A 17948-nucleotide genomic window follows, 5' to 3' on the forward strand; every position below is an offset into this window, starting at 1 on the left:
CGCGATTAGAAAAATGGCGCACAACAATATCAAATAGGGTATAAACTGCTTATTTGGCATATCAGAACCTCCTTCACTATCCATTTATTTCTATTATAAGGATAACACAAGAGATGCATCGAAATAGGCTAAAGATGAATGACTTACTTATAGATACAATCGTAGAAACGCCATCGTGACAACACCAGTCACGACCGTCCAGGATAAACTTTTACTGAAAACCGCGATTGCCATCGTCGGGAGGGCGGCGAAGACATGAAGCGTCGAAACCGTCGGAAATGCCTCGTCTTGCGCGATAAGTAGATTTTGAAAAAATAGCGCACCGAGTAAGCAAACCGGAATGAACGAGAGCCATTCTGTTACGAGGCGCGGTAACGTCAGTCCATGAAGGACGAGAAACGGTAAGACACGTGGAATCCAAGTGACGAGTCCACAAGCTAAAAAAAGAGCGATTAATTCTGGGCGGATTTCCATCGTGTGATCACGACTCCTATACTTGCGCCACCAAGCGTCGCGCAAAGAACGGCGACTTCTGGAGAAAAGTAGCGCATGGTTATGTAAAGCAATAGAAAGACAATCAGTAAAAGACAACTATTCACGGCAATACGGGAACGTTCCCCTTCAAACTGTAAGTACAATAAGCCGATGAACATCGCTGTCAGGGCAAAATCGAGACCGAAGCGCTCGGGATCAGGGAACCAGCTTCCGACAAGGGCGCCGAGAACGGTTGCGACGATCCAACTGAAGTAAGCAGTCAGATTCAAGCCATGCATAAAGGACGGGGAGAGCTTCCCTTTTTGGGCAGTGTTCATTGCGACAGCGAACGACTCATCCGTCAGTAGCGTTCCGGTACCGAGACGGTCGCGGAGATGCCGTGTCTCAACATGTGGCGCAAGCGTCAGACTCATTAACAAGTGCCTGAGATTGACGATGAACGTCGTCAGAATGATGGCAGAAGCAGGACTATTTAATAGTAAGAGACTCGTGATGATGAACTGAGCGGCGCCGGCATAGATGAAGACGGACATGAATCCGACTTCAAGAGGGGATAAGCCGGAGGCACGACCGACGATCCCAGCTGAAAAACCGATGCCGATATATCCGAGGACAGTGGGTAGACAGGCACGGACACCTGCTTGAAAGGCTGATGACATTCGATTCCTCCTCTTTTTTAAGAGCATAGCATTCATGCGGAATGTCGTCACCAACTGGTCAATATTTTCATCATTTTTTTCGACATATTCGACTTGATTTGGTGGTAAAGACTAAGTGGTACGGCAAAAATCAGTTAGGTAAAGGAGCGTTTTTCATGCACAAATTAATGAAAGATTCAAACCGGTTCGTTTCAGACATGGTCGACGGACTCGTACTAGCTCACCCTGATTTGTATAAAAAGGTCGAAGGGGTCAATGTCGTCGCGCGGAAAGTACCGCTTGATGGAAAAGTCGGACTCGTTTCTGGTGGAGGAAGTGGTCATGAACCAGCGCACGCTGGATTCGTGGGTGACGGTATGCTTGCTGCGGCTGTTTGCGGGGAAGTCTTTACGTCACCGACACCGGACATGGTGCTCGAAGGTATCAAGGCAGCCCATGGTGGAAAAGGTGTCTTACTCGTCGTCAAGAACTACTCGGGTGATGTCATGAACTTCGATATGGCGAAGGAACTCGCTGAACTCGAGGACATCGAAGTCGACACGGTCGTTGTCAATGATGACATTGCTATCAAAAAAGAGGAAGACCGTCGTGGTGTCGCGGGAACCGTCTTCGTCCATAAGATTGCTGGTGCTGCAGCTGCAGATGGAAAATCACTGAGTGAAGTCAAGGCAGTCGCAGAAAAAGTCATCCAGGGCGTTCGTTCGATCGGAATGGCACTCTCGCCATGTTACATGCCGGAGAGTGGCAAGCCAGGTTTTGAGTTGCATGATGACGAGATGGAAATCGGAATCGGGATCCATGGTGAAAAAGGACTTGAACGAAAAGCGGTCGCTTCCGTTGATGCGATCGTTAAAGAGTTGCTCGATCGTCTGACGAAAGAGGTACCAGACAAAAAAGTTGCCGTCATGGTGAATGGGATGGGTGGAACACCAGAATCCGAACTGTATATCACGTATAAATACGTCGCGGAAGAACTTCAGGCACATGGTTACGAGATTGCCCGTTCGTTCGTTGGAAACTATATGACGTCGCTCGAGATGCACGGATTCTCAATCACGCTTTTACCAGTGGATGATGAACTGCTTGGGTATCTCGATGCAGAAACGAAAGCGATTGGATTCTAATTTAGATAAACGGGGTGTACAAAGATGAAGTTGACGACGGAACAGTTACGAAGCGCGCTCATCAAAGCAGCGGAAAAGATTGAACAGCACAAGGATGAATTGACGGACCTTGACCGGGAAATCGGTGACGGGGACCACGGGATCAATATGTCACGTGGCTTCCAAGCAGTCCAAAAGACGTTAGAAGAACACGGCGAGTATGAGGACTTAGGAGCTTTGTCGAAAGAGGTCGGGATGACGCTGATCAAGACGGTCGGTGGGGCATCCGGTCCTTTGTACGGCACGGCATTCGTTAAGTTCGCTGGTGCGTTCAAAGGGAAAACGGAAGTCGAAGGTGCAGAACTCGCGGATGCTTTCCATGAAGCGACGGAAGGCATCAAATCGCGTGGGAAATCGGAATTCGGTCAAAAGACGATGGTCGATATCTGGACACCGTTCCAAGAGGCGCTCTCGCAAGAAGGGGATTTGAAAGCGGCAATCGATCAAGCGCTTGCTGATACGAAAGCGCGCATCGCAACGAAAGGACGCGCGTCTTACTTCGGTGAAGCGACGGAAGGCGTCCAGGACCCAGGTAGTCTATCAAGTGCGTTGTTACTCGGCGAAATCGCGGAGGTGCTTCATGGTTAATCTTGTACTCGTTTCCCATAGTGAAAAGCTTGCGACTGGACTAAAGGAACTGTTAGCAGAGATGGCACCGGATACGCCAGTCTTAGTAGCGGCAGGTCTTGAGGACGGTAGCATCGGAACGGACGCGACGCGAATCGAAGAAACACTAAATACACTGGACGATGATGGAGTCGTTTTAACGGATATCGGTTCTGCGACGATGAACACGGAACTGGCCCTTGAACTATATAGTGGCGAACGGACGGTTCGGTTTATCGACGCACCACTCGTCGAAGGCGCGTTTTTAGCAGCAGTCTTAAGCGGACAGTCGAAATCCGTTGATGAGATTGAAGACGGATTGAAAAAAGAGTTTAGCAAATAAGGATCAGATTCCCCTTTGCGATTAGGCGAAGGGGGATTTTTTTAATGAAAGATGATCGTCGATCTTATGCGTGACGACTTAAAACGACGAGAGCCATTTTTCTAACCACTCTCTAGGTAAGCGAATTGTAGCTAAATCAATGGTTTGTAATTCATTTAGAGAATAACTGTTAGCAAGATAAAGATCCCATTGTGCATCGATATCGTTCGCTACTTCAGTCGCTTGCTCACTTAACGGATAGCTCCCACGTCCGTCGGTTGCGATATGGTAATGATTGTTATGGTACACGTCGGTCATGTAGCGGTAACACCACTCCGACAGTTCTTCATGTGTGATGTTGCCATCCAGCGCGTCCTGAATGCATGCTTTTAGTTGTTGATCCGAATAGGTAAGATTCATGATACACCCCGCATTATGTTTCTATAGAATTGTGAAAACCCGGTCCCTCTGCAAAAGGGACCGGGTCAGTTGTTTTATTTTGATGGTTTGAAGACCATTGTCGCTTCCACTGCTTTTTGCCATCCGGCATAGCGTTGTTCACGATCGTCTTCTTTCATCTCTGGTTTGAACTGGTGATCCAGCTTCCATTGTTTTTTGATCTCCGCTTTATCTTTCCAGTAACCAACAGCTAATCCAGCAAGGTAGGCTGCACCAAGTGCTGTCGTTTCATTGATTTCTGGACGATCGACAGGAACGCCGAGGATGTCCGATTGGAACTGCATCAAGAAGTTGTTCGCTACTGCACCACCGTCGACACGAAGTGTCTTCAGTTCGATACCAGAATCTTGTTCCATCGCTGTCAACACATCGCGTGTTTGATAAGCGAGTGATTCAAGCGTTGCACGAACGAAGTGTTCCTTATCTGTTCCGCGTGTTAATCCGAAGATTGCCCCGCGTACATCTGAATCCCAGTATGGCGCACCAAGACCAACGAAGGCAGGAACGACATAAACACCGTCTGTTGAGTCGACTTTCGTTGCGTAACCTTCTGAATCTTTCGCATTTTTCAGCATCCGGAGTCCATCACGGAGCCACTGGATCGCAGAACCAGCGACGAAGATAGAACCTTCCAGCGCATATTCCACTTTTCCATCGACGCCCCAAGCGATCGTCGTCAAGAGTCCATGATCAGAAGAAACGGCTTTCTCACCTGTGTTCATGAGCATGAAGCAACCTGTTCCGTATGTGTTTTTCCCTTCACCCGCTTCGAAGCACGTTTGACCGAAGAGTGCTGCTTGTTGGTCACCCGCAATACCAGCGATTGGCACTTCGTAACCGAAGAAGTGATACGGTACCGTTTTGTCGTAGACTTCACTCGACTGACGAACTTCTGGCAACATGGAAGCAGGAACACCTAGGATATCGAGTAACTCTTCATCCCATTTTTGTTCGTAGATGTTATACATCAATGTTCGTGAAGCGTTCGTGTAGTCCGTGATGTGCGTTTTTCCACCAGACAGTTTCCAAACGAGCCACGTATCGATCGTACCGAAGAGCAATTCACCATTCTCTGCTTGCTCACGTGCACCTTCGACATTGTCGAGGATCCATTTAACTTTTGTGCCAGAGAAGTAGGCATCAATCAGAAGTCCTGTTTTGTCGCGGAACTTCTGGTTCAAACCTTGTTCTTTTAAGTCGTCACAGATACCAGACGTTTGACGCGATTGCCAAACGAGTGCGTGATAGACCGGTTTACCTGTTTCTTTGTTCCAGACGACCGTCGTTTCACGTTGGTTCGTGATGCCGATTCCAGCGATTTGCTCAGGTTTGATATCTGCTGTCCCGAGTGCTTCTGCCATGACAGCAAGAATCGAACCCCAGATTTCGTTTGCATCATGCTCGACCCAGCCTGGTTGTGGGAAGTATTGCTTGAATTCCCGTTGTGCCGAGTTGACGATTTTCCCGTCGTGATCGAAGATGATCGCACGTGAGCTTGTCGTACCTTGGTCGAGTGCTAGGATATACTTGTTTTCCATTTCGAAATCCCCCTTGAGCGGTATGTGTTAGTGAGACGTGATCTTAGTAGATCAATTGATAGATGAACACGGCAATCGCTCCACCGATGATTGGACCGACGACAGGAATCCATGAATAGCCCCAGTCAGATGAACCTTTATTCGGAATCGGTAGGATAGCGTGCGCGATACGCGGTCCAAGGTCACGAGCCGGGTTGATGGCATACCCTGTTGTACCACCGAGCGATAGACCGATGACGACGACGAGTAAACCGACGATGAGTGGTTTTAAGCCGTCTCCGAACGTCGTTAAACCGAGTGCCAAGATACCGAAGACGAGAACGAATGTCCCGATGATCTCAGAAATCAAGTTCGACGGCGTATGACGAATCGCTGGACCTGTTGCGAACACACCGAGTTTTGCGGCTTGATCATCAGTCGCTTCAAAATGTTTCATGTAATGAAGCCAAACGAGAATGGCGCCGATGAAAGCTCCGACAAGTTGTCCGGCAATGTAGATCGGAACGTCTGCCCACGGTAGGTCAGAGTTCAAAGCAAGTGCAATCGTCAATGCGGGGTTCAAGTGTGCTCCACTTTCAGCAGCTACGAATGCTCCTGTCATGACGGCAAGACCCCAAGCGAACGTGATGACGATCCATCCGCTGTTTTCCGATTTCGTCTTTTTCAAGACGACACCGGCGACGACTCCATCCCCGAGCAGGATGAGGATCATCGTACCGATCATTTCCAATACAAAGTTATTCATGCAAAAACCCTCCCTTTGGATTAAAGCAGATAATGGCCTTTCTACTTTAAATTACTCCGATTTGAGAACGTTTTCAATACATATAATTGAAATATAGGAATGGAAATTTTTTATTTTGATGTTTAAAGATACGTAAAAGTGGATAAGAAAACACCTCTTACTGCCTGCAAGCAAGCAAAAGAGGTGTTACCGACGACGTTTTTTTCTTTTTTTAGGTCGAAACCAACTGCTGGAATAATCTAGTAGGATATGAATCGTGCTGGCTACGATGATGCCAATAACAAAAGCTGGCAGGGAAGCGAACCACGAATCAATCGTAGCAGAATCAAGAACCTGAAAATATAGACTTAAAAATAGTAGCGGAATCAGAATCGCAGCACTATAAAGAAGCCGAATGATGTCTCCGATGATCAGTCCATGCGACCAGATCGATCGGTGAGGCATGATCTTGACATACGGCATCCACAAGACTCGAAATGGTCCAAAGCGATAATAAGGTTCTGACTTTAAATCGAGGTCGGGTGACAACCAAAGGGTACCGACAGCGATACCGATGGCGGTTGGTAACCAATCGGTTTGTTGCGTTGCGACCGAATACGCAACGTAACCCGTCAGTGCGACGGTATTGACGGTATCATGTACATTTCCTGAAGGCATGAAAAAAGACCAGTCGTAACTGGTCCCTCCGTCAATGAATCGTCCGATACACGCCGATTACCTTACCAAGAATGGAGACATTATCGAAATACATCGGATCCATCGAGTCATTTTCTGGTTGTAAACGTACCTGTTGATCTTCTAAGAAGAACCGTTTCACCGTCGCTTCGCTATCTTCGGTCATAGCTACGACGATTTCTCCGTTTTCTGCTGTGTTTTGTTGGCGCACGATGACACGATCGCCGTCAAGAATACCTGCATTAATCATCGATTCACCATCGATCGTCAACATGAAGACCGTTTCGTTTCCTACATAATGTGCAGGGAGCGGGAACTGTTCTTCGATATTTTCAATCGCTGTAATCGGAAGACCCGCTGTGACTTTCCCGATGACGGGAACATGGACGATGGCTTCCGTGATTTCTTCAGGCTTATCAAGCAATATCTCAATCGCACGTGGTTTCGTCGGGTCACGGCGAATCATTCCCCGCTTCTCGAGTCGATCCAAATGACCGTGTACCGTCGAGCTAGACGCGAGTCCGACTGCTTCTCCGATTTCACGAACTGATGGTGGATACCCCTTCAGTTTCACTTCAGAGACGATGTAGTCGAGAATCTCTTGTTGGCGCTTAGACATTTTCCGCATACGAATTGCCACCTCTTTCTGGATTGAAGTTTGAAATGTAAGAATATATGTTTCTAGATTCACTATAACATAGAACAAATGAGCGTACAAACAATTGTTCGACATTTTGTATTGACCGAACACGGGTTCTGTGTTTATTATGAGTTATGCGAACAATTGTTCCGCGAACATTTATTCTAACTCATTCATTTCATATTTGGAGGGATTCATGATGATTCATACGATTCGTACTCATGCTTTTTCAATTCTCTTCTATGCATTAAGTATTGCCTTCGTGATCTTTTTACTCACACCACGCCCGGATGAAAAAGTGGCGCAACTGATGACAGCTTCCGTTACGGTCGATGAGAACGCCACAGTCGAACAAATTGCTGAAGTCTACAATGACGGTTCGATGTCAGATGAAGAATACGTCAACTGGTTGATTAAAAATAATGATGTCGAGACAAAACACGTCATCTCAAAAAGCAAAATCGTTGTACCAATCGCACAACAATGACAAAATGGAAAAGTTGTGAAAGAACGAACAGGGATGTGAGGTACGATGAAGGTCGTGATTTATTGTCGGGTGTCGACCGAAAAAGAAGCACAAGATAGTTCGATCGAACGCCAACGGATGGAGCTTTCGAAGGTCGCGTCTCAAAAGGGTTTTGATGTCGTGGATGTCGTCTCTGAAAAAGAGAGTGGATATGACGTCGATCGGGAAGGGATGCTGACGGTTCTTGACCATGTGACACGTGATGCGGTAGATGCGGTACTCGTGACGGATGACACACGGATTGGTCGAGGGAATGCGAAAATCGCTATTTTGCACACGTTTAAGAAGCACGGTGTTCGGTTGATGACACTTGATTCTGATGGAGAATACCAGCTTGCGGATGCAGAAGCAATGGTCCTTGAGATTGTCTCACTGGTGGAAGAATATCAACGGAAACTGCATAACGCAAAAATCGCGCGCGGCATGCGGCGAGCTGTTGAACAAGGCTTTCGCCCGGAACGAAATCTGAATCGCCAAGGAGAGAACGCTGGGCGTAGTCGAAAGGACGTACCGATCGAAGAAATCGTACGTCTTCGAGAGCTCGGACTGACGTTTTCAGATATCGCCATCACCTTGCGTGGGATGGGACATGATATTTCAAAGGCAACGGTCAATCGTCGATATCTTGAATACCGCGAACTGACACCTAGCCCGGAATGAAGAGCAAGTTACCCGTCGACTGACGCGGTTAACTTGCTTTTTTTTATAGCCTCTTTTAAAGTAAGGATACAATTGAACAACTCAAGTTTGAGTCGTACAGAAAGAGGGATTCCATGTTATCACAAGAACAATTAGATCGAATCAATGCATTAGCGAATAAATCAAAAGTCGAACCGTTATCAGAAGCCGAAACGGCAGAGCAAAAAGAGTTACGTGCAGCGTATCTCGCAGCATTCCGTGGATCGTTCAAAAACCAACTCATGGGCATGAAAATCGTCGATGAAGAAGGAACGGACGTAACACCAGAGAAATTGAAACAAGCACAAGAAGAAGAACGGAATAAACAATAATCGTTTATTTCTTCTATAGTAAGGAAGAGGTCCCCAATCGGTGGATCTCTTTTTTTGTTAGATTGGTTAGATAGGAAACATTGTACGATAGCAATACATCTTAATAGAGGGCATTCATCGATTCAGACATCCTGTATGAGTCGATAGAACGGCTATAGATAGCGCATTCATTTTAATGTGACATACTATTTAGAAAAGTTGTATCACATTTAAGAGTATGCTAAAATGAGTAGGAATTTGTGAAAAAGAGAGAGGATGATTGTTTTGACGAACATGACGACAGTAGAACAATTAGCAATTAATACGATTCGTACCTTATCGATTGATGCCGTACAAAAGGCGAACTCGGGTCACCCAGGTATGCCAATGGGAGCAGCGCCGATGGCATTCTCGCTTTGGGCGGATCATATGAACCACAACCCTAAAAATCCAGAATGGTTCAACCGCGACCGTTTTGTACTTTCAGCCGGACACGGTTCGATGCTTCTCTACTCACTCCTCCACCTATCGGGATATGATCTATCAATGGATGATCTTAAATCATTCCGTCAATGGGGATCAAAAACACCAGGTCACCCGGAATACCGTCACACGGCTGGTGTAGATGCGACAACAGGTCCACTTGGTCAAGGGATTGCAATGGCAGTTGGTATGGCGATGGCAGAACGTCATCTTGAAGCAAAATACAACCGTGACGAGCTCAACGTCGTCGATCACTTCACATACGGAATTTGTGGAGATGGAGACTTAATGGAAGGTGTCTCAGCTGAAGCGGCTTCACTCGCAGGTCACCTTGGTCTTGGTAAATTGGTCGTATTGTACGATTCAAACGATATCTCACTTGATGGCGATCTCGATAAATCATTCTCTGAAAACGTCCAGAAGCGCTTCGAAGCGTACAACTGGCAAGTCATTCGCGTAGAAGACGGAACGGATATCGATTCGATTTCGAAAGCAATCGCGGCGGCACAAGCAGAGACGACAAAACCGACATTGATCGAAGTCAAGACAGTCATCGGTTTCGGTTCACCGAACAAATCAGGGAAGTCGGCTTCTCACGGTGCACCACTCGGTGAAGCAGAAATCAAGTTGACGAAAGCTAGCTACATTTGGGATCACGAAGAGTTCTACGTTCCTGAAGAAGTCAAATCATTGTTTGACGAGCGGATCGTCCAACGCGGTGCTTCTGCAGAAGACGCTTGGAACGAGACGATGAAACAATACGAAGCAGCGCACCCAGAATTGCATGCTGAACTCGTTCGCGCAATCGCAAACGAATTGCCAAGCAACTGGGAAGCAGATCTTCCGACGTACGACTTGTCATCGAAAAAAGCGACACGTCAAACGAGTGGTGAAGTCTTGAACGGTCTTGCGAAGAACGTTCCGACATTGTTCGGTGGTTCAGCTGACCTTGCAGGATCGAACAACACGATGCTTAAAGGCGAAGCAGACTTCGATATCGACCCAAGCGGTCGTAACATCTGGTTCGGTGTACGTGAATTCGCAATGGCAGCAGCTGTCAACGGTATGGCACTTCACGGCGGCGTCATTCCTTACGGTGCGACATTCTTCGTCTTCTCGGATTACCTCCGTCCAGCTGTTCGTTTAGCAGCATTAATGGGACTTCCATCAATCTTCGTTCTGACACACGACTCGATTGCTGTCGGTGAAGATGGTCCAACACACGAGCCAGTCGAACACTTGATGAGCTTCCGTGCAATGCCGAACGTCACGATCTACCGCCCAGCAGACGGAAAAGAGACAATCGCAGCATGGAAAACAGCGGTACAAGCAAAAGACAAACCAACACTTCTCGTCTTGACACGTCAAGGTCTTCCTGAACTTGAAGGCACGACGACGGAAGGCGCTGAAAAAGGTGGTTATGTCATCGCTGGTGACGTCACGAAAGCTGATACACTCTTGCTCGGTACGGGTTCAGAAGTGCACCTTCTTGTTGAAGCACAAAAAGAACTTGGTGAATCAGTAGCTGTCGTTTCGCTTCCATCATGGGAAGTATTCGAAGCACAGTCAGCAGAGTACAAAGAATCAGTTCTTCCGAAACACATCACGAAACGTGTAGCGATCGAAGCAGGGGCTTCACTCGGTTGGTACAAATACGTAGGAACAGAAGGACAAGTCATCGGAATCGATCGTTTCGGCGCATCTGCTCCTGGAGACTTCCTCTTGAAAGAATACGGCATGTCTGTTGAGAACGTTTTAGCGACAGTCAAGCAACTCGGATAATCATTTCCGGAAAAACGGGTCCGATCTTACGTCGGGCTCGTTTTTCATCTATTATCATCTATGCAAACAATTGGAATTATAGTATAGTAAAAAGCGACGTTTTAAGTTAGAGGAGGAAGCAACTTGGCTACATGGATTTGGATTTTAATTGCCCTTCTTTGCTTGGTAGCAGGTGTCGCCCTTGGTTTCTATATCGCTCGTCGATACATGATGAACTACTTGGAGCAAAACCCACCAATCAACGAAGATATGATTAAGACATTGATGATGCAAATGGGTCAAAAGCCATCACAAAAGAAAGTCAACCAAGTGATGCGTTCAATGAGTGGTTCAATGAAATCACCTAAAAAATAAGCTGTACGAAAGGGGACCAAATGGTCTCCTTTTTATTTGCTATTTTTTAGAAAGAGAACTAATCTAAAATGTGAGACTATTTCAAATAATCATAGGATTTAAAAAAGGGGGGAGACTTGAATGGGAGTCTTCAGGAAACTCAGTTGGTTTTTCCGACGAGAATGGAAAGCATATAGTCTTGGGGTCGTCTGCTTGATTTTTGTAGCAGCGTTAGAACTCATTCCACCGAAGATCATCGGGACGACAGTCAATGGTCTAAGTGAGGGGAGCTTGACGAAGAATGATTTGATTCGTCTAGCAGGTACATTGTTGCTCATTGGGGTCGCGACGTATTTCATTCGTTATTTTTGGCGTTTTCATATCTTTGGGGCATCGATTCGTCTCGGTCGATTGTTACGCAGTCAACTGTATGGTCATTTTTCAGATTTGGATCAATCGTTTTATAAGAAATATCGGAGCGGAGATTTGATGGCGCATGCGACAAACGATGTACAGGCGGTATCGATGACAGCGGGTGCCGGTATTCTAACGCTCGTCGACTCGGTGACGATGGGGAGCTTCGTCATCATCACGATGGTCACGACGATCAGTTGGAAATTGACGCTTGTATCACTTCTACCGATGCCGCTGATGGTCTACTTGACGTCACGCTACGGGAAAATGTTACATTCGCGTTTTCATGACGCGCAGGAAGCCTTCTCCGATTTGAATGATAAGGTCGCGGAAAGCATTAGTGGTGTCCGTGTCTTAAAAGCAACAGGAGAAGTTGAATCTGATGTACAGACGTTCACCGATCTATCGGATGACGTCGTCCAAAAGAACCGTCGTGTCGCAAAAATCGACGCGCTGTTTGACCCGACGATTTTTGGATTAGTTGGTCTATCGTACATCATCGCTGTCGGATATGGTGCGTACTTGTTACAACAAGGTGAGATCCGAATCGGTGACATCGTCTCATTCACTACATATCTTGGTTTATTGACGTGGCCGATGCTCGCATTCGGTTGGTTGTTCAACATCGTCGAACGTGGTCGTGCTTCTTACGATCGGATCGAGCGGATGCTTGCGATCGAACCGGAAATTAAAGACGCGAAGGAAGCAGCGACGCGTGTTTCATCACCAGAACTCCACGTTGGGATTGAGTGTTTTATCTATGATACGCAACCGGTCTTACAAGACATCGATGTGACATTGAAGCCCGGTAAATCGCTCGGAATCGTCGGAAAGACTGGTGCCGGGAAATCGACGTTCGTTCGCTTATTGACTCGCGAATACGACGTCAAACAAGGCGCAATCACGATTGGTGGACGAGACATCAAACAATTGACGCGTGACACCGTCCGTCGTCAAGTAGCGATCGTTCCACAGGATCATTTCTTATTCTCGGCGTCGATTGCTGATAATATTGCCTTTGCAAAACCGGATGCATCAATGGAAGACATCATGGAAGCGGCACGTATTGCAGCAGTCCATGAGGACATTCTCGGCTTTAAGGAAGGGTACGCGACGATGGTCGGGGAGCGTGGGGTGACGTTATCCGGTGGTCAAAAACAACGGATCTCGATTGCCCGGGCATTATTAGCAGACTGTCCGATTTTAGTGCTCGATGATGCCTTGTCTGCGGTCGATGCCAAAACCGAGGAAGCGATCATCCACCACTTCCGCACGGCGGATCACGATCAGGCACAAATCATCGTTGCCCACCGGTTATCGGCTGTGTCGCATACCGATGAGATCATCGTCCTTGAAGACGGTCGGATCATCGAACGAGGCACACATGAGCAATTACTCGCTCATGACGGTTGGTATAAAGAGACGTACGATCGCCAGCAACTAGAATCACTTGTCGAACAAGGAGGGCGTTCCGAATGAATCATGATATCAATGAAAAAGCCGTCCTGAAGCGATTGCTTGATTTCGTCAAACCGTTCAAAAAGCAGGTCAGCATCGCCTTCATCCTGCTGTTCATCACGACAGCAGCAAAACTCGGGGGACCGTATCTCGTCAAGATTTTCATTGATGAATACGTCGCACCGGGTACGTATCCAGTACAGGAAGTCGCACTCTTATTTACAGCGTACTTGTTACTGCATACGACAGGGATCATCGTCGATTACTTGCAGGCGTTCGAATTCCAAAAGATTGCCTTGCAAGTCATTCAACGCTTACGCATTGATGTGTTCCGTCATGTCATGCACCTACGGCTTGCCTATTTTGACCGGACACCTGCCGGAGTGCTCGTGTCCCGGATCACGAACGATACGGAAGCAATCAAGGAGCTCTACATCGGTGTCTTGTCGACATTCGTACAAAGTGGTGTCCAGTTGATTGGAACATATATCTTCCTCTATCTACTAGAGCCGCGACTCGCGACGATTGCATTACTGTTGTTACCATTGTTTTATTTCATCATTTGGATTTACCGAAAGTATTCGACGAAGTATTACGCGGAAGTCCGCGATTTACTATCGAAAATCAATGCCCAACTGAACGAATCCATTAACGGGATGGCGATCATTCAACAATTCCGCCAAGAAAAACGCTTGATGGCAGAATTCGAGGAGACGAACGTTGCCCACCAGAATGGACGTTATAAGAACTTGAAGCTCGATAGTTGGTTACTGCGACCAATCATTGAATTGTTACTCGCCATTTCAATTGCGACACTCGTGACGTATTTCGGTGTCCTATCGTTCTCACAAACGGTCCAAGTCGGTGTCGTATATGCCTTCATCAGCTACATGGAGCGGATTTTCCAACCGGTTCAGCAAATCATGCAACGGTTGTCCGAGTTCCAACAAGCTGTCGTCTCAGCAGACCGTGTATTCAAGGTCCTCGATACGGATGAGCCAGAACCAACGAAACAACTCGAAGGGGATGCGCGAGTATCGGAAGGACATATCGTCTTTGAAGACGTGCGCTTTAGTTATGACGGAGAGAAAGATGTCTTGAAAGGGATTTCTTTCGAGGCGAAAAAAGGGCAGACGATTGCCCTCGTTGGTCATACGGGAAGTGGAAAAAGTTCGATCATCAATATCTTGATGCGCTTTTACGCGTACCAATCGGGTCGGATCTTGATCGATGGTCAACCGCTTGAGCAGTTATCGGAAGAAGAACTACGGCAACACGTCGGACTCGTGTTGCAGGATTCATTCTTATTCACGGGAACGGTCGCTGATAACATTCGATTATTCGATAGTTCGATTTCCTTTGATCGAGTCGAAGCGGCTGCCAAATTCGTACAAGCAGACGGATTCATCAATCAACTGGACCAGCAATATGACAGTCCCGTTGCGGAACGGGGGGCGACGTTCTCAGCTGGGGAACGTCAGTTGATTTCCTTCGCACGCACGATGGCGCGGGATCCGAAAATCCTGATCCTCGATGAAGCGACGAGTTCGATTGATACGGAGACAGAGGAGAAAGTTCAAGTCGCACTTGAACGGATGCGTCAAGGGCGGACGACGATTGCCATTGCCCACCGTCTATCGACGATTCAAGATGCAGATTTGATTCTTGTGTTGCATCAAGGGGAAGTAATCGAGCAAGGAAATCACCAAGAATTAATCGCACAAGATGGTCTGTATAAGAAGATGTATCAGTTGCAATCCGGTCATGTCACGGTCTCTTAAAAAAAGACATAAAAAAAGCCTGCCAGGCGGCCTCGCCCGGCAGGTTGTTTGTTCTGATTAGTAGACTGTGACTGTGACGTTTTGGCGTCCCCAGTTAAGTGCTTCTTGTTGTGAACCAACGAGAAGGTCAAGTTTGTTACCTTGGATTGCGCCACCACGGTCGAGTACGATTGCTTCACCAATGCCTTCGATGTGCATACGTGTACCGATTGGGTATTGTGAAGAAGCTGCTACGATACGCATACCATTGTACGTGATCGTATTTGTAACGTCATAACCGCTTGCTGTCAACGCACGACCGTTGTAGAGTTGGCTACCGTTGTTAGACGGGTCGTTCGTGTAAGCAGTGACGTTCATTGTCACTTTCGTACCTGATTTTGCAGGTGTCGATTGTTTTGTTGCAGTTGCTGGTTTAGCAGCTGCTTTTGGTGCTGGCTTCGCAGCTGGTTTAGCAGCTGGTTGTGCTTGTGCTGCTGGTGCTTTCGATACGCCAGCGAGTGAAGTATAGTCGCTGTGTACGTAGCGTGTTTTACCATCGATTGTTGTTTTGATCCATGCACCGACTTTACCTTCTACGTTGACTTTTTCGCCTTTGTAGAGGTTACCGACATCTTTCGAGCTTGTCGTTGGTTGTGTGCGGACGTTTAGTACTGCCGTAGTAACTGTCGCTTTTTTAAAGTCGAATGAGCCTGCTGCAGACGTATACGCGCCATGGACATAACGTTTTTGACCGTTAATGTGTGTTTGGATCCATGCGCCAGAACGTCCTTCGACATTTAATGTTTGACCTTTATATACATTGCCTACGTCTGCTGATGCAGTTGTAGGTGCTGTGCGTACGTTGAGTACTGGTGTATTTACTGTTACCGTTTCTGAGGCAGCCTCTGTCTCTTGGGCAAATCCTACTGATAGAGCTGTTGCTGCAAGACCGGCAGCGAAAACTGCTTTTTTCATTATTGATGTCCTCCTGACATATGCTGTGTTTACTGTTCCTACTTTACACGGCAAAACTGACCTGTGCGTTTACAGGTCAATGTCATTCGAGTTACAAACCGGGCTATTGTGACAACGAGATTGCAAAAGGTCGGTTTTTGTCATCGATAGGACATACTGATTATGAAAAACGGATGTTTATAGGTCTTTTGGATTACTTTTGCTGAAAGATTCGCACAATTCAACAGAAAAAAGTCTTAAAAATAGAAACTATGTCATCCTTCTATCGTCTAGTGATGAAAAAGTGAAATGGAGGATACGCAGATCAATACTTGACGATCGTCGTCACGCCGAACGCTGTCAGGTAAGAACGATGGAACAATTCCTGCATCCAATCGTTAGCGGAAAGCTGAAACGTGCCGTGAATCGTTTGGTACGTTCGCTGTTGAATATTGATTTCAATCGGCTCTAGTAAGGGGGCGGATGGTAGATGGTCATGCATGCTGTCATTTTGATTTTCAATATAAAGCAACTCGAGGACATCTCCTTCTTCCATATAACGCTGTAAGTAAATCATGAACTCCCACTGATCAGCACCTTCGATCGTGTACAGGTAAGGCATCGTGAACCTTCCTCGCTTCAATGATACGTATTCAATCGCTTCGACTTCATGTACGTATAATTGGGGGAGATCGTCAGGTATATAGAGAGGACGAGAACTAGCAATGAATGTAAGAGCGGACATAAAGCACCTCCATCAGAAATAAGAAGTCACAAAAAAGTCAGCATTCGCACTCGAATGCTGACCAGATCGTGCATTAAGATAAAAGCGGTTCATTCGAACCGTGAATGGTATAGTTTTGGACGATGCGTGAATATTCTAAAAGCAAGACGTCGAGTTCATGACTAAGTTGTAAAACACGCGGGGAGGTGAAGCTGGACTGGTCAGCTTGATGATATAGTTCGCTACGTTTGGCTTCGATCGCTAACGTCAATAGTTGTTGTGTCGTCATAGCAGTCTCCCTTACATTGGTGTCGTATCCATATTCTAGCAAGTCCATTTACTAGGTGCAACGAGATTTCAGTAAAATCGACGAAATGTAATTTTTTTGTAATTTTGGCGGACACGAATCTTTTGCAACTTTCTGTGAGATAATAGGTGCTAAATGCAGAGGAGTTTGGCAAAATAGAGGAGGAACTTCTTCTATAGTAGTAAAGGAAAGGGGATGCTCATGATGGAGCTCTCGTTATGGTTAGCGTTTGGGGCAGGATTATTATCTTTCGTCTCTCCGTGTACGCTACCACTGTATCCTGTGTTTCTCTCATACATCACAGGCGTGTCGGTAACGGATTTAAAAAAACGGGGCGTACGAGAAAAGCGATCCTTGTTTCATACGTTAGCGTTCCTCGTTGGTTTTGCGATGGTATTCGTTGTGCTCGGGTTATCGACATCGTTATTCGCAGATGTCTTTATCACATATCGGGATACGTTACGGATGGTTGGGGCACTCGTCATCTTCGTATTTGGGATTGTTCTCGTCGGATTATGGCAACCAACATTCTTGATGCGTGAAAAGAAACTGAATCTCGGGGAACGAAAAGGGGGGTACGTCGGGACGGTACTCGTCGGAATCGGTTTTGCAGCCGGTTGGACACCGTGTACAGGTCCGATTCTCGCAGGCGTCATCGGATTAGCTGCGACCAATCCGAGTCAAGGCATGTTCTACATGCTCGCGTATGTCCTTGGCTTCTCGATTCCGTTCTTATTGATGGCGTTCTTCGTCGGTCGTTCGCGCTTGTTCGTGCAGTATAGTCTGAAATTAACGAAATTCGGGGGAGCCTTGATGATGGTGTTCGGAGTCATGCTGTATTTTGATGGCTTGAGTAAATTCGCAGCATGGATGAGTGACATCGTCGGATTCACTGGATTTTAATCAAGGAAGTGAT

Annotated in this window: 21 protein-coding genes; 11 read left to right on the forward strand and 10 right to left on the reverse strand. The window is 46.8% G+C overall.

All coding sequences use genetic code 11. The annotated features are described in order from the left end of the window. Positions 1-147 precede the first annotated feature (147 nt). On the reverse strand, positions 148-474 hold the full coding sequence (locus tag KNQ11_RS02185) for an AzlD domain-containing protein (protein WP_149427044.1): 327 nt from the start codon (positions 472-474) through the stop codon (positions 148-150). After that, positions 453-1154: an AzlC family ABC transporter permease gene (locus KNQ11_RS02190; protein WP_149427045.1), complete on the reverse strand. Its 702-nt coding sequence runs from the start codon at positions 1152-1154 to the stop codon at positions 453-455. The genes KNQ11_RS02185 and KNQ11_RS02190 overlap by 22 nt, the downstream gene beginning before the upstream one ends. A 155-nt stretch (positions 1155-1309) precedes the next feature. Here KNQ11_RS02190 and dhaK point away from each other — a divergent pair, with 155 nt between their 5' ends. The 3 genes from dhaK to dhaM are packed head-to-tail and all read left to right on the forward strand — an operon-like array spanning position 1310 to position 3266. Then, on the forward strand, positions 1310-2278 hold the full coding sequence (dhaK, locus tag KNQ11_RS02195) for a dihydroxyacetone kinase subunit DhaK (RefSeq protein WP_050678343.1): 969 nt from the start codon (positions 1310-1312) through the stop codon (positions 2276-2278). A 24-nt stretch (positions 2279-2302) separates the two neighbouring features. After that, positions 2303-2905, forward strand: coding sequence for a dihydroxyacetone kinase subunit DhaL (gene dhaL / locus KNQ11_RS02200; protein WP_149427046.1), 603 nt, complete (start codon positions 2303-2305; stop codon positions 2903-2905). After that, positions 2898-3266 (forward strand): dihydroxyacetone kinase phosphoryl donor subunit DhaM, encoded by a 369-nt coding sequence (gene dhaM, locus KNQ11_RS02205; protein ID WP_029341248.1) that lies wholly within the window; start codon positions 2898-2900, stop codon positions 3264-3266. The genes dhaL and dhaM overlap by 8 nt, the downstream gene beginning before the upstream one ends. Before the next feature lie 78 nt (positions 3267-3344). Here the strand turns inward: dhaM and KNQ11_RS02210 are convergent, their stop codons facing one another. The 5 genes from KNQ11_RS02210 to lexA form a co-directional block, all read right to left on the reverse strand. Beyond that, complete coding sequence (locus tag KNQ11_RS02210) at positions 3345-3665, reverse strand: hypothetical protein (protein WP_149427047.1); 321 nt, start codon at positions 3663-3665, stop codon at positions 3345-3347. A gap of 74 nt (positions 3666-3739) precedes the next feature. Continuing rightward, entirely contained in the window at positions 3740-5242 is a 1503-nt protein-coding gene (gene glpK, locus KNQ11_RS02215) for a glycerol kinase GlpK (protein ID WP_035398125.1), read from the reverse strand. A 43-nt stretch (positions 5243-5285) separates the two neighbouring features. After that, a complete protein-coding gene (locus KNQ11_RS02220; protein WP_149427048.1) occupies positions 5286-5987 on the reverse strand; it encodes an MIP/aquaporin family protein in 702 nt (233 codons plus the stop codon). Between the two features lie 186 nt (positions 5988-6173). Next, complete coding sequence (locus KNQ11_RS02225) at positions 6174-6644, reverse strand: metal-binding protein (RefSeq protein ID WP_058704278.1); 471 nt, start codon at positions 6642-6644, stop codon at positions 6174-6176. A gap of 31 nt (positions 6645-6675) precedes the next feature. Then, positions 6676-7290, reverse strand: a complete 615-nt coding sequence (lexA, locus tag KNQ11_RS02230) for a transcriptional repressor LexA (RefSeq protein WP_023467770.1) — start codon at positions 7288-7290, stop codon at positions 6676-6678. Between the two features lie 211 nt (positions 7291-7501). Between lexA and yneA the strand changes: the two genes are divergently transcribed. The 7 genes from yneA (at position 7502) to KNQ11_RS02265 (ending at position 15068) form a co-directional block, all read left to right on the forward strand. Beyond that, positions 7502-7789 (forward strand): cell division suppressor protein YneA, encoded by a 288-nt coding sequence (yneA, locus tag KNQ11_RS02235; RefSeq protein ID WP_023467771.1) that lies wholly within the window; start codon positions 7502-7504, stop codon positions 7787-7789. Positions 7790-7834: 45 nt separating this feature from the next. After that, positions 7835-8488, forward strand: coding sequence for a YneB family resolvase-like protein (locus KNQ11_RS02240; RefSeq protein ID WP_029341251.1), 654 nt, complete (start codon positions 7835-7837; stop codon positions 8486-8488). A 113-nt stretch (positions 8489-8601) separates the two neighbouring features. After that, positions 8602-8838, forward strand: a complete 237-nt coding sequence (locus tag KNQ11_RS02245; RefSeq protein WP_035398122.1) for a DUF896 domain-containing protein — start codon at positions 8602-8604, stop codon at positions 8836-8838. 273 nt (positions 8839-9111) lie between these two features. Next, positions 9112-11082 carry a transketolase gene (gene tkt, locus KNQ11_RS02250; protein ID WP_251139608.1) on the forward strand — a complete coding sequence of 657 codons (1971 nt, stop codon included), beginning with the start codon at positions 9112-9114 and terminating at the stop codon, positions 11080-11082. Positions 11083-11205: 123 nt separating this feature from the next. Continuing rightward, complete coding sequence (locus KNQ11_RS02255; protein WP_012370001.1) at positions 11206-11436, forward strand: YneF family protein; 231 nt, start codon at positions 11206-11208, stop codon at positions 11434-11436. A 120-nt stretch (positions 11437-11556) separates the two neighbouring features. Further along, a complete protein-coding gene (locus tag KNQ11_RS02260) occupies positions 11557-13308 on the forward strand; it encodes an ABC transporter transmembrane domain-containing protein (RefSeq protein ID WP_214769216.1) in 1752 nt (583 codons plus the stop codon). Further along, positions 13305-15068, forward strand: coding sequence for an ABC transporter ATP-binding protein (locus tag KNQ11_RS02265; protein WP_058705250.1), 1764 nt, complete (start codon positions 13305-13307; stop codon positions 15066-15068). Before KNQ11_RS02260 ends, KNQ11_RS02265 begins: the two co-directional genes overlap by 4 nt. 57 nt (positions 15069-15125) lie before the next feature. Here the strand turns inward: KNQ11_RS02265 and KNQ11_RS02270 are convergent, their stop codons facing one another. The 3 genes from KNQ11_RS02270 to KNQ11_RS02280 form a co-directional block, all read right to left on the reverse strand. Then, positions 15126-16022, reverse strand: coding sequence for an SH3 domain-containing protein (locus KNQ11_RS02270; protein ID WP_029341255.1), 897 nt, complete (start codon positions 16020-16022; stop codon positions 15126-15128). Positions 16023-16326: 304 nt separating this feature from the next. After that, on the reverse strand, positions 16327-16623 hold the full coding sequence (locus KNQ11_RS02275) for a hypothetical protein (RefSeq protein WP_214769218.1): 297 nt from the start codon (positions 16621-16623) through the stop codon (positions 16327-16329). 196 nt (positions 16624-16819) lie between these two features. Next, positions 16820-17014, reverse strand: coding sequence for an aspartyl-phosphate phosphatase Spo0E family protein (locus tag KNQ11_RS02280; protein WP_029341257.1), 195 nt, complete (start codon positions 17012-17014; stop codon positions 16820-16822). A 222-nt stretch (positions 17015-17236) separates the two neighbouring features. Between KNQ11_RS02280 and KNQ11_RS02285 the strand changes: the two genes are divergently transcribed. Further along, positions 17237-17935, forward strand: coding sequence for a cytochrome c biogenesis CcdA family protein (locus KNQ11_RS02285; protein WP_285801324.1), 699 nt, complete (start codon positions 17237-17239; stop codon positions 17933-17935). Positions 17936-17948: the final 13 nt, after the last annotated feature.

The sequence above is a fragment of the Exiguobacterium sp. s39 genome (genome assembly GCF_018618925.1).
GTDB classification, from domain to species: Bacteria; Bacillota; Bacilli; order Exiguobacteriales; family Exiguobacteriaceae; genus Exiguobacterium_A; species Exiguobacterium_A abrahamii.